At 41.6% G+C, this 11988-nt stretch carries 12 protein-coding genes and 1 other annotated feature; of the genes, 9 read left to right on the forward strand and 3 right to left on the reverse strand.

Annotated elements, in window-relative coordinates; genetic code table 11:
* Positions 1 to 3 precede the first annotated feature (3 nt).
* Together M1E96_RS14910 and M1E96_RS14915 are read right to left on the reverse strand one after the other, a co-directional pair.
* Positions 4 to 1218: a hypothetical protein gene (locus M1E96_RS14910; RefSeq protein WP_369427196.1), complete on the reverse strand. Its 1215-nt coding sequence runs from the start codon at positions 1216 to 1218 to the stop codon at positions 4 to 6.
* A gap of 387 nt (positions 1219 to 1605) precedes the next feature.
* Positions 1606 to 2811 (reverse strand): serine hydrolase, encoded by a 1206-nt coding sequence (locus M1E96_RS14915; protein ID WP_272581028.1) that lies wholly within the window; start codon positions 2809 to 2811, stop codon positions 1606 to 1608.
* A 159-nt stretch (positions 2812 to 2970) separates the two neighbouring features.
* On the opposite strand from M1E96_RS14915, the gene M1E96_RS14920 reads away from it, so the two are divergent.
* Positions 2971 to 3594: a glutathione S-transferase family protein gene (locus M1E96_RS14920; RefSeq protein ID WP_272581029.1), complete on the forward strand. Its 624-nt coding sequence runs from the start codon at positions 2971 to 2973 to the stop codon at positions 3592 to 3594.
* Here M1E96_RS14920 and M1E96_RS14925 read toward each other — a convergent pair whose 3' ends face one another.
* Complete coding sequence (locus M1E96_RS14925; RefSeq protein WP_337979533.1) at positions 3595 to 4422, reverse strand: SDR family oxidoreductase; 828 nt, start codon at positions 4420 to 4422, stop codon at positions 3595 to 3597.
* 256 nt (positions 4423 to 4678) lie between these two features.
* Positions 4679 to 4807, forward strand: a sequence feature (His leader region).
* A gap of 41 nt (positions 4808 to 4848) precedes the next feature.
* On the opposite strand from M1E96_RS14925, the gene hisG reads away from it, so the two are divergent.
* From hisG to hisIE, 8 genes are read left to right on the forward strand one after another with little or no spacing between them, the layout of a single operon-like run.
* Entirely contained in the window at positions 4849 to 5748 is a 900-nt protein-coding gene (hisG, locus tag M1E96_RS14930) for an ATP phosphoribosyltransferase (RefSeq protein ID WP_272581031.1), read from the forward strand.
* Positions 5749 to 5753: 5 nt separating this feature from the next.
* A complete protein-coding gene (gene hisD, locus M1E96_RS14935; RefSeq protein WP_272581032.1) occupies positions 5754 to 7070 on the forward strand; it encodes a histidinol dehydrogenase in 1317 nt (438 codons plus the stop codon).
* Between the two features lie 3 nt (positions 7071 to 7073).
* Positions 7074 to 8144: a histidinol-phosphate transaminase gene (hisC, locus tag M1E96_RS14940; RefSeq protein WP_319068791.1), complete on the forward strand. Its 1071-nt coding sequence runs from the start codon at positions 7074 to 7076 to the stop codon at positions 8142 to 8144.
* Between the two features lie 21 nt (positions 8145 to 8165).
* On the forward strand, positions 8166 to 9233 hold the full coding sequence (gene hisB / locus M1E96_RS14945; RefSeq protein WP_272581034.1) for a bifunctional histidinol-phosphatase/imidazoleglycerol-phosphate dehydratase HisB: 1068 nt from the start codon (positions 8166 to 8168) through the stop codon (positions 9231 to 9233).
* Positions 9233 to 9826, forward strand: coding sequence for an imidazole glycerol phosphate synthase subunit HisH (gene hisH / locus M1E96_RS14950; protein ID WP_070924945.1), 594 nt, complete (start codon positions 9233 to 9235; stop codon positions 9824 to 9826). The genes hisB and hisH overlap by 1 nt, the downstream gene beginning before the upstream one ends.
* Before the next feature lie 5 nt (positions 9827 to 9831).
* Entirely contained in the window at positions 9832 to 10569 is a 738-nt protein-coding gene (gene hisA, locus M1E96_RS14955; RefSeq protein WP_349485649.1) for a 1-(5-phosphoribosyl)-5-[(5-phosphoribosylamino)methylideneamino]imidazole-4-carboxamide isomerase, read from the forward strand.
* On the forward strand, positions 10551 to 11327 hold the full coding sequence (hisF, locus tag M1E96_RS14960; RefSeq protein ID WP_070924946.1) for an imidazole glycerol phosphate synthase subunit HisF: 777 nt from the start codon (positions 10551 to 10553) through the stop codon (positions 11325 to 11327). The genes hisA and hisF overlap by 19 nt, the downstream gene beginning before the upstream one ends.
* Positions 11321 to 11932, forward strand: coding sequence for a bifunctional phosphoribosyl-AMP cyclohydrolase/phosphoribosyl-ATP diphosphatase HisIE (gene hisIE / locus M1E96_RS14965; protein WP_272581035.1), 612 nt, complete (start codon positions 11321 to 11323; stop codon positions 11930 to 11932). Before hisF ends, hisIE begins: the two co-directional genes overlap by 7 nt.
* Positions 11933 to 11988: the final 56 nt, after the last annotated feature.

The following is an 11988-nucleotide window of genomic DNA, read 5'->3' on the forward strand; positions in this document are numbered from 1 at the left end:
AACTTAATGATTTTTACCAAAATCATTAGGGGATTCATCAGCGCTGAGCATGCTGCTCATACTTTCAGCTAAGTTAGATAGAGTAGAATCACTTCTATCATCGGCCTCATTAACCACTCTTGTTATATTCATAAATAATGAATCATATTTAGCTTTATAACTGTCAAATTTAACACTGAGAGAATCATACTTAACATTTAGCGTATCAATTTTTACATTTAATTCTTTGTTTATTTTTCTCAAACCATTCAGAGTTGATGTTTTCTCATTCAATTCTTTTTGTTTCGCATTAATATCAGCAGTTAAATTAGTATTTGATTCTTTGGCTTCATCACACTCTTTTCTAAGCGTTTTGACTACCTTCTGTGCATCAGCAATCATTTTTTTAAATTCATTAATTTTTTCTGAGCTTTCTTTTTCCGCTTTACTTAATTTATTTTTATAGAATGTCAACTCAACCTTAGCATCTTTAAGCTCTTTATTTTTTAAATTATACGATTCTGTTGATTTAGTTAAACTATCCTTTAAACCATCAATTTCTTTTTTCTGTGTTCCTACCAATGATTTTAGCTCTTTAATCGCTTTTTTATTTGAATCTGAAATAGCATTATTTTCAGCAATCACATCCCTTTGCTTTAAGATTATTTCATTTAACTCAGTAATCTCTTTGTGCTTCTTATCGAGTTGAACACTAAGCTCTGCTATCGTTTTTTTATTATTTTCTATTGTTGCTCTGTTTTTTTCTTCTTCTTGAATTAAGCGTTCATTCTCTTGTTTCAGGCTCTCATATTCAGACTGTAATTCAACAAATTCTGACATTGATAACTCAAATATCGCTTCGTTTTTTACATATTCTGCCATGCCTTTTTGAAGCCCCCTAATCGCAACACCACCAGTGATATAACATTGGTTGAAATAACCCTCGCCATTAGATGCACTTCCTCCTAAAACATCATCTTGATTCAAACCATTGTTAATCCCTCCGCCTCCTTGAACATACCCTCTATTATCTCCTTTATTATCAGCTCCCCCCCCAAAAATATTACCTTGATTAATATTATTATTATTAGCATTCCCACCACTCACTGTTCCATCGCCAATACCGGAGTCAAATGCATTGCCCCCTTTAATACGGTTGTAATTAGCACCGCTATTAGCTGCATTTCCACCTTGAACTTTATTTCTACCAAAAGCTGAGTTTATATCTAGCTTAGCCATAATTATTATTCCTTTTTAATATAATTAAAGTGAATCCATTCGCTATAATTTATTTAAATCATTGAATATGAAAAATACAATAATTCACTATCGAATGAATAACTAGATTATGAGTTAATTTAAAAACATTTCAATTGAAGTTTGTCTGTTAAATATAACTCTTTTTCAACTGGTTTTTTAATTAATATATACTCTAAATAATTCGAGATGCAGTTAGGCGACAAGTGAATGAGTCGCTGGGAACCTACATAAGTAGGTGACTAGTGCGAATGAGCGTAGTCAACATATATTAACGAAAAGCACTGCAACTTGAAGTATGACTAGTATATAGAAAAGGCGTCATGTAGGCGCCTTATATATTAAATATTAATTATTAATTATTTAAAATTAACCAAATATTGCATTCCACCAGCCGCTCAGTGTTTTAACGATATAATCCCATACTCGACCAAAGAATCCAGCTTCTTCAACAGCTTCTTTTACTACCAGCGGACGCTGTTCAATAACTTGATCATTTAAGATAAAGTTTACCGTACCTACCGCTTGGTTTTTCGCTAATGGTGCTTCAATCGATGGATCTGTTAAGGTATAGCTGACCTTCAAGTTCTGTAACTGCCCTTTTGGAATAGTAATAGCCGTATCTTTTTCAACCCCAAGAGCTACCTCAGATTTATCACCAAACCACACGCGTTGTGTCTGTAATGTCTGATCTGCTTTAATTGGCGTAACCGTTTCAAAGAATCGGAATCCCCACGTAAGTAGTTTCTCACTTTCAGAAAAACGCACTCTATCACTTGGCGCCCCAAGTACCACTGAGATCAAACGCATTGGCCCATCAGTCGCAGATGCCACTAAATTATGCCCTGCTCCACTGGTATGCCCCGTTTTTACCCCATCAACATTTAGGTTTTGGCTCCACAATAAACGGTTGCGATTGGGCTGACGGATCTTATTAAAAGTAAATTCTTTCTCTTTATGCAATGCGTATTCTTCAGGCACATCACGGATCATCGCTTGTGCAAGAACGGCCATATCACGCGCGGTACTATATTGCCCCTCAGAATCTAGGCCATGCACCGTTTTAAAGTGGGTATTTGTCAGCCCTAATTGCTTAACATATTGATTCATCAAACTGACAAATGTGTCTTGGCTACCTGCTACATAATCGGCAAGCGCAATGCTGGCATCATTACCGGATTGGATCACGATACCTTTATTTAAATCTAATACCGAAACGCGATCTTTTGGCTTTAAAAACATCAAAGAAGAGCCTTTCAACACAGGGTTCCCTGTAGCCCATGCATCAATGCCAACCGTGACCATATCTTGTGGCGTGATCTTTCCCGCTTTAATCGCTTGTCCCACAACATAGCTAGTCATCATTTTTGTCAAACTAGCAGGATCTAAACGTTCATCAGGGTTCCCTGATGCCAATATTTTGCCGCTATCGTAATCCATCAGTACATAAGCTTTTGCATCAATCTGTGGAGCAACCGGCGCTTCCGCTGCGTAAGTATAACTACTTATTGCAAGCAAAAGGCCCAATCCACTTCCTAGATAACGCGCCTTTAGCGTGAATATTTTTCTGTCCATCGGTTACTCCTTTACAAATACGAAAACGGTTAATTCATTATTAATGTAGGACTTTTTACCCAATTTAGCTATATGGGGCAAATAAAGATTGTTGCTATCATACGATTTCATCTATCTTACTTGGGGTAAACAACGAAACATAAAATCATGGGGTAAATTATGTTAACTGTATGGGGTCGTAAAAACTCTTCAAATGTCAAAAAAGTCCTTTGGTGCCTTGAAGAACTCAATGTTGCTTATAACCAAAAAGATGTCGGTGGCCCATTTGGCGGACTTGACACACCTGAATATAAGAAAATGAATCCCAATAGCACCATCCCAACTCTACAGGATGATGACTTTACCCTGTGGGAATCCAATGCCATTTTACGTTATCTTACGGAAAAGTTTGATCAATCTCACTTATTAGTCGCACAAGGTATTCAAGCGAAAGCAGCGGCAGATAAGTGGATGGACTGGGGTTGTGGTAGTTTATTCGATAATATCAAACAAATGATGAATAAAATTGTCCGTGTTCCGGTTGATGAGCGCGATCCAGAAACAGCTCGGGTCATCTATCACAATATTGAAAAGCTACTGACGATTGCTGATGATGCACTCGCCACTCAACCTTACTTTAATGGACAAAATTTTGGTATTGCGGATATCGCAATTGCCCCCCTTTTCTACCCATGGCATGAAATTGTTACCGAGCGCCCTGAGTTTCCTCATTTAGAGCGCTGGTTTAACCAATTAAAAACGCGTCCGGCGTTTCAAAAAATTGTTTTGATCCCTTTGAAGTAATTAAAGACTCATAGGCATTTGCATTGGGTTTGGATATTGATATTCAAACCCAAGCTCCTCACAGATAAGATTGCCGTTTACCACCTTACCTTTATCAACCTCAGTCTCTTCAATAAATTCAGGAAGCTCTAAATTCAATAATTGCGATGCTTGATGGTAAAATTGATCGCGTTGTGGATGCTCTGGAGCGCAAAGATTATAAATATGGCCACCTTGAGGCTGCTGAAGCAATAATTGGATCGCCGCGATTACATCATCTTGATGAACAATATTAACGGGTTGGGCTGCTCCTTTGAGGGATTTTTTACCTGCAAGGAAACGTCCAGCATGGCGATTTTCCCCAACTAAGCCCGCTAAACGTAAAATATCGACAGCAATATTAGGCAACCCATGTAACCAATCTTCCACGTCGATAAGTGCTTGAGCAGATGCGGTTTCCGCTTGCCTTTCACTTGATTCATCTATTTCACCAACGGCTTGCCCATAAACTGATGTCGATGACGTAAAAATGACGCGAGGAATGTGAAACGTGATTGCGGTATCAACCAATAAACTAATGGCTTCAACGTAACGTTCTACATTGACTTTTGACGGAGGAAGTAAGATCACTAACGCATTTGAATCCTCCATTAATTGCTGTAAATCATCAGGCTCACACTCTAATTCAGCGGTTAACTGCAAAGGGTAGCAATCAATGCCAATCGCACGTGCCGCAGCAACCCCGTCAGAAGTGGTCTTGGTTGCAGATACTTCAATTCCATCTTCTATTAAGGCTCTTGCAAGCGGTAACCCTAACCAACCTAATCCAATAATTGTGACCTTTTTCATCTATAACCACTCCCCACTCATAGGCATTTATTTGCTATTAGCATAACGAAAAATCTTTTAACTTCCGAACCTATTATTTTTGCAATTATTCACTACGAAACTACTCACTACCAACAATTATTGATTATTTTGAAAAAAAGGGTTGCATTGTGATCACTAAATCGGATAGGTTGTTACCTAGTGAATGTTTAAGCAACTGACAAAAACTAACAATCTAGGTAACGGAAGCTATTATGAATCGTATTTCTCGCAACCATCATCATCACCATCATCCTGATTAGTCTTTCGGGCGATGTGTGCTGGAAGACGATCAACGACTCTTCCGGTGGCTGAAATGCGAAATAGAGAAAACCCTCGGAAGATAAACTTCCGAGGGTTTTTTTATTATTAATCAAAAAATTATTACAAGATAAGCAGGGTAAAATTATGTTAGACAAATCACGATTAAGAATTGCCATCCAAAAATCAGGTCGTTTGAGCGATGATTCAAGAGAACTGTTGGCACGTTGTGGTATTAAAATTAATTTACAACAACAACGACTGATTGCTTATGCAGAAAATATGCCTATTGATTTACTTCGAGTGCGAGATGATGATATTCCAGGACTGGTAATGGATGGCGTAGTTGACTTGGGGATCATCGGTGAAAACGTATTAGAAGAAGAACTATTAAGCCGCCTTGCACAGGGCAATACCCCTTCCTATAAAACACTGCGTCGCCTTGATTTCGGTGCATGTCGCCTCTCGTTAGCTGCGCCTCTCGATTTCAATTATACAGGCGCTGAATGTTTAAATGGAGCACGTATTGCAACATCCTATCCGCACTTACTAAAACGTTACTTCGATGAAAAAGGCATTCAATTTAAGTCCTGCTTACTCAATGGCTCTGTTGAAGTCGCCCCACGTGCCGGCCTTGCAGACGCTATCTGCGATCTCGTCTCAACAGGTGCAACATTAGAAGCCAATGGCTTAAAAGAAGTGGAAGTGATCTACCGTTCAAAAGCCTGCTTAATCCAACGTGATGGCGAAATGTCCGCTGATAAGCAGCAATTAATTAACCGGATGATGACGCGTATTCAAGGTGTTATCCAAGCGCGTGAATCAAAATATATTATGTTGCACGCGCCAAGTGAACGTTTAGACGAAATCATTGCCTTGCTACCGGGTGCGGAACGTCCAACACTACTGCCATTAGCCGGTGATCAAAATCGTGTTGCAATGCACATGGTCAGTAGCGAAACCTTGTTCTGGGAAACCATGGAAAAACTCAAAGCATTAGGAGCAAGCTCCATTTTGGTTCTGCCAATTGAAAAAATGATGGAGTAATCGGCATGAAAATGGGATTTAACCAACCAATTCGCTGGTCTGACTGTAACGCTGATGAACAAAAAGCCTTACTCACCCGCCCCGCAATTGCTGCATCAGATAATATTGAAAATGCGGTCAGGCAAATTATTGAACAAGTCAAAGCTGATGGTGATAACGCTTTAATTGAGTTAAGCCAACGTTTTGATAAAACGACAATTTCAACTATCCGTGTTTCAAGCGATGCCGTTGAACAAGCCGAAGCGCGTCTTAGCGATGACATAAAAGTCGCGATGAAAACTGCAATTGGTAATATCCGTCGCTTTCATGAAGCGCAAAAACCTGAAGTGATCCGTGTTGAAACACAATCAGGTGTCGTTTGCCAACAAGTCACACGACCCATTGATGCGGTTGGTTTATACATTCCTGGTGGTTCAGCACCATTACTTTCAACCGTGATGATGCTTGGTACCCCTGCAAATATTGCAGGCTGTCGACAAATTATTTTGTGCTCTCCACCGCCGATTGCTGATGAAATATTATATGCGGCAAAATTATGTGGGATCAGTGATATTTATCAAGTCGGTGGTGCGCAAGCCATCGCCGCAATGGCTTTTGGTACTGACAGTATTCCTCCGGTTGATAAAATTTTTGGCCCCGGTAATGCCTATGTCACAGAAGCCAAACGCCAAGTCAGCCAGAGCCATGAAGGTGCTGCGATTGATATGCCTGCGGGTCCATCTGAAGTCTTAGTCATCGCAGACAGCCAAGCAAACCCTGCATTCACCGCATCTGACTTGTTATCACAAGCCGAACATGGCCCTGATTCACAAGTTATTTTATTAACCGATAGCGCAGAATTTGCACAACGCGTTATTGATGAAACTGAAAAACAGCTCGCGGAACTATCGCGTGCAGATATCGCTAGAGCAGCATTAAACGCCAGCCGTGTCATCATCGCTGATTCAATTGAACAATGTGTTGCTATTAGTAATCGCTATGGTCCTGAACACTTGATTTTACAAACGCGTAATGCAGATGATTTAGTCGATAACATAAGCAGTGCCGGCTCAGTATTTGTGGGAGATTGGTCACCTGAATCAGCCGGTGACTATGCTTCAGGTACTAATCATGTGTTACCAACATACGGTTATACATCGACATACTCAAGCCTTGGGTTGGCAGATTTTATGAAACGCATGACCATCCAAAAGCTGTCACCACAAGGACTATTAGGGCTAGCAACCACCATTGAAACTTTAGCGCAGGCAGAAAGTTTAACTGCCCACAAAAATGCTGTGACCTTACGCGTCACCGAACTAAAAAAACAAAATCAGGAGTAAGTCATGAGCGAACTGTTTAAAGCAGCCAGTCTTGCGCGCAGCAATGTTAAAGAAATGACACCCTATATGTCTGCTCGTCGTTTAGGTGGTAACGGTGATGTTTGGCTTAATGCTAACGAGTACCCTACTGCGCCAGACTTTCAGTTTAATGAACGTAACCTAAATCGTTATCCTGAATGTCAGCCAGCCAATGTTATTCTTAATTATGCCGCTTATGCAGGCGTTTCACCCGAAGAAGTGTTAGTTTGCCGTGGTGCTGATGAATCAATCGAACTGCTGATCCGCGCATTTTGCGAACCAGGCAAAGATGCGGTGATGTTCTGCCCGCCAACCTACGGCATGTACAGCGTGAGCGCAGAGACATTTGGTGTCGAGCAGAAAAAAATTCCTTCGATGCCTGATTGGTCACTGAATATCGATGCTATTCGCGACAATTTACAAAATACAAAACTGATTTATATTTGCAGTCCAAATAACCCAACCGGCAACATTATCGATAATAAAGATCTTGTTCAGGTGCTCGAAATGGCGGCTGAGCGTGCATTAGTTGTCGTCGATGAAGCTTATATTGAATTTTGTCCACAATACAGTGTGGCTAGCTGGATAGCTAATTACCCGAATCTTGTGGTACTCAGAACATTATCAAAAGCTTTCGCGCTAGCAGGGCTACGTTGCGGTTTCACGTTAGCATCTGCTGATGTGATTGAAATCCTCCTAAAAGTGATTGCGCCCTATCCATTATCAACCCCAGTTGCCACGATCGCCGCACAAGCACTCAGCATCGAAGGTATTGCAACCATGAAACATCGCGTTGCCACTATCACGGATAATCGAATTGCGCTATCAGAGGCTCTCAGTGAGTTACCTATCGTCGAAAAGGTTTATCCAAGTGAAACCAATTATATTTTAGTGCGTTTTACTGAGGCTAATAAGGTATTTAAAGCCCTCTGGGAGCAAGGCATTATTTTACGTGACCAAAGCAAACAATTGGGATTAACTAACTGTTTACGCATCACGATCGGCACAGAAACTGAAAATGTTCGTGTCATTGAAGCTATCGAAGCACTTTGCTAAATCTGAAAATAGGAAATACTCATGAGCCAAAAAATACTTTTTATTGACCGTGATGGAACATTGATCACTGAGCCACCTAGCGATTTTCAGGTTGATAGCCTCAGCAAATTAGCATTTGAAAAAGCCGTGATCCCAAGTTTACTGGCATTACAAAAAGCCAATTACCGCTTAGTCATGGTTACCAACCAAGACGGACTTGGTACGGATAGCTTCCCTACCGCTGATTTTGAACCACCACACAACTTAATGATGCAAGTTTTCGAATCGCAAGGTATCACATTTGATGAAGTGTTAATTTGCCCTCATAAACCTGCTGATAACTGCGAATGCCGTAAACCCAAACTTGGATTAGTTAAAGAGTACCTGACGGAAGGCCAACTCGATCCTGCGAATAGTTATGTGATTGGTGATCGTGAAACGGATCTCCAACTGGCCGAAAATATGGGGATTAAAGGTTTGCGTTATCACCCTGAATCACTTAATTGGCAGGCTATTACCAAACAATTAACCCAACGTGACCGCCATGCACAGGTAGAGCGAGTCACCAAAGAAACCAATATCAATGTGGAAGTTTGGTTAGACAGAGAAGGTGAAAGCAAAATCAACACTGGCGTTGGCTTCTTTGACCATATGCTAGATCAAATCGCCACCCATGGTGGCTTCCGACTCAATGTCGAAGTCAAAGGCGACTTATTTATCGATGATCACCACACTGTAGAAGATACCGGTTTAGCACTTGGAGAAGCACTGCGTCTCGCATTAGGTGATAAACGTGGTATCGCCCGCTTTGGATTCGTTTTGCCAATGGATGAGTGCCAAGCACGTTGTGCGCTAGATATCTCAGGCCGCCCTCACCTTGAATATAAAGCTGAATTCAAATACCAACGTGTCGGCGATTTAAGCACAGAAATGATCGAGCACTTTTTCAGCTCTCTTTCCTACGCCATGGGCTGTACTCTCCACTTGAAAACCAAAGGTAAAAACGATCACCACAAAGCAGAAAGCTTATTTAAAGTATTTGGACGCACATTGCGCCAAGCTATCCGCGTCGAAGGCGATACATTACCGAGTTCGAAAGGGGTTCTGTGATGAACGTGGTGATTTTAGATACCGGTTGTGCCAACTTATCATCAGTGGCTTATGCGGTAAAACGTTTAGGTTACAACCCACAAATTAGCCGTGATACCAATACTATCTTACAGGCGGATAAAGTCTTTCTTCCCGGAGTTGGCACAGCAAGTGCAGCGATGGACCAACTCCATCAACGCGAGCTGGTCCCTTTAATTAAAGCACTGACTCAACCTGTTTTAGGTATCTGTTTAGGCATGCAATTAATGGGCAGTGTCAGTGAAGAAGGCAAAGAACCGATCCCATTATTAGGCTTGATTGATAGCCCTGTGCAAAAAATGGATGCAAACGGTTTACCTGTCCCACACAGTGGTTGGAACCAAGTGAAACCGCTGGCTGGCCATCCACTCTTTAAAGGCATCAACGATAATGCTTATTTTTACTTTGTGCACAGCTATTCAATGCCAATTTCTAACCAAACTATCGCGCAAACCCAATACGGTAACCCATTTAGTAGTGCGGTAAATCAAGATAATTTTTATGGCGTTCAATTTCACCCAGAACGCTCTGGAGTCGCAGGCTCACGCCTGATCCAAAACTTTTTGGAGATGTAATTGAGATGATCATTCCAGCTTTAGACTTAATTAATGGCAACGTTGTTCGCTTACATCAAGGTGATTATGCCAAGCAAACCGATTATGGCAACGACCCGCTCCCACGTTTACAACAATATGAACAGCAAGGCGCTAAGTTATTACACCTTGTTGACCTAACAGGTGCTAAAGATCCACAAAAGCGCCAAATAACGCTATTAAAAAAATTACTCGCAGGGGTTTCTGTCCCAGTACAAGTGGGGGGGGGTATTCGCAGTGAAGAAGACGTCAAAGCCCTATTGGAAGCCGGTGCAACCCGTGTGGTGATCGGCTCAACCGCTGTCACACAACCTGAGCTTGTGAAAACATGGTTCGAGCGTTATGGCGGTGAAGCGATTGTATTGGCACTGGATGTCCGTATCAATCAGCAAGGTGTAAAAGAGATTGCGATCAGTGGTTGGCAAGAAAACTCCAATTTATCTCTAGAGCAAGCGATTGAAATGTATCAGCCCTATGGCTTAAAACATGTGCTATGTACCGATATTTCTAAAGATGGCACTTTGACTGGCTCTAATGTCAACCTATATCAAGAAATCAGCCAACAATACCCTGATATTGCTTTACAAGCCTCCGGTGGTATTGGCTGTTTAGCAGATATCGCGAAGATCCCTTCATCAGGGGCTGCTGGGGTGATCGTCGGTCGCGCACTACTTGAAGGCAAATTTACCGTTGCGGAGGCAATCGAATGTTGGCAAAACGCATAATTCCTTGTTTGGACGTTCGTGATGGGCAGGTCGTAAAAGGTGTACAATTCCGTAACCATGAAATTATTGGAGATATCGTCCCTCTAGCTCAGCGCTACGCCCAAGAAGGTGCAGATGAACTGGTTTTTTACGATATCACCGCGTCATCTGATGGTCGGGTGGTTGATAAAAGCTGGGTATCAAAAGTCGCTGAAGTGATTGATATTCCATTTTGTGTTGCAGGTGGCATAAAAAGTGTTGAAGATGCAGCTCAAATATTATCTTTTGGGGCCGACAAAATCTCCATTAACTCCCCTGCGCTGTCCGATCCAACACTCATTAGCCGCCTAGCCGATCGCTTTGGAGTACAATGCATTGTTGTCGGTATCGACACTTGGTTCGATCAAGAAACCAATGATTATTTGGTCTATCAATTTACTGGCGATGAAAAACGTACCACCCAAACGCGTTGGAAAACGTTAGATTGGGTTACTGAAGTACAACAACGCGGTGCAGGTGAAATCGTTTTAAACATGATGAACCAAGACGGTGTACGCCAAGGTTACGACTTGGTACAACTGAAAAAAGTTCGTGAAGTTTGCCAAGTTCCATTAATTGCTTCCGGCGGTGCTGGAGAAATGGTGCACTTCCTTGATGCCTTTGCCGACGCTGGCGTTGATGGCGCACTCGCTGCATCAGTTTTTCATAAGCAAATTATTAATATTGGTGAATTAAAGCAGTACCTTGCAGAAAATGGAGTTCAAATTAGAGTATGTTAACTAAACAACAATGTGACCAACTCGCTTGGCAAAAAGTCGATGGGCTAATGCCTGTCGTGGTACAGCATGCAACATCAGGTGATGTACTGATGCTAGGCTACATGAACCCTGAAGCGTTGCAAACAACCCTAAACAGTGGCAAAGTCACCTTTTACTCAAGAACCAAACAACGCTTATGGACGAAAGGCGAAACCTCGGGGAACTTCCTCAATTTAGTGGATATTTACCCTGATTGTGACAGTGATACTCTATTAGCTTTAGTGCAGCCAATTGGCCCTACTTGTCATAATGGTACCGAAAGCTGTTTTGCACCTGCACAAACAGATTGGGGTTTCTTATTTGAGCTAGAAACATTATTAAAATCACGTAAAACAGCGGATCCTGAAAGTTCGTACACCGCCCGTTTATATGCAAGTGGAACCAAACGCATTGCTCAGAAAGTCGGCGAAGAAGGCGTTGAAACAGCACTGGCTGCAACGGTCAACGATCGCGCCGAACTGACCAATGAAGCCGCAGATTTGATGTATCACTTGCTAGTACTACTGCAAGATCAAGAGCTTGATTTATCCACTATTATTAACCGTTTGAAAGAACGCCACCAATAAGCGCCAAGGCAGCTCGTTTTTACGGGCTGCTCATCAAACCAAGTTGTATATAACCT

Origin of the sequence: Providencia sp. PROV236 (assembly GCF_033676985.1) — a bacterium.
GTDB lineage: Bacteria > Pseudomonadota > Gammaproteobacteria > Enterobacterales > Enterobacteriaceae > Providencia > Providencia manganoxydans.

Bases quoted from the DNA above. Each gene is read 5' to 3' on its own strand.
- M1E96_RS14910 (WP_369427196.1), bottom strand. From the start codon at position 1,218: ATGGCTAAGCTAGATATAAACTCAGCTTTTGGTAGAAATAAAGTTCAA.
- M1E96_RS14915 (WP_272581028.1), bottom strand. From the start codon at position 2,811: ATGGACAGAAAAATATTCACGCTAAAGGCGCGTTATCTAGGAAGTGGA.
- M1E96_RS14920 (WP_272581029.1), top strand. From the start codon at position 2,971: ATGTTAACTGTATGGGGTCGTAAAAACTCTTCAAATGTCAAAAAAGTC.
- M1E96_RS14925 (WP_337979533.1), bottom strand. From the start codon at position 4,422: ATGAAAAAGGTCACAATTATTGGATTAGGTTGGTTAGGGTTACCGCTT.
- hisG (WP_272581031.1), top strand. From the start codon at position 4,849: ATGTTAGACAAATCACGATTAAGAATTGCCATCCAAAAATCAGGTCGT.
- hisD (WP_272581032.1), top strand. From the start codon at position 5,754: ATGAAAATGGGATTTAACCAACCAATTCGCTGGTCTGACTGTAACGCT.
- hisC (WP_319068791.1), top strand. From the start codon at position 7,074: ATGAGCGAACTGTTTAAAGCAGCCAGTCTTGCGCGCAGCAATGTTAAA.
- hisB (WP_272581034.1), top strand. From the start codon at position 8,166: ATGAGCCAAAAAATACTTTTTATTGACCGTGATGGAACATTGATCACT.
- hisH (WP_070924945.1), top strand. From the start codon at position 9,233: ATGAACGTGGTGATTTTAGATACCGGTTGTGCCAACTTATCATCAGTG.
- hisA (WP_349485649.1), top strand. From the start codon at position 9,832: ATGATCATTCCAGCTTTAGACTTAATTAATGGCAACGTTGTTCGCTTA.
- hisF (WP_070924946.1), top strand. From the start codon at position 10,551: ATGTTGGCAAAACGCATAATTCCTTGTTTGGACGTTCGTGATGGGCAG.
- hisIE (WP_272581035.1), top strand. From the start codon at position 11,321: ATGTTAACTAAACAACAATGTGACCAACTCGCTTGGCAAAAAGTCGAT.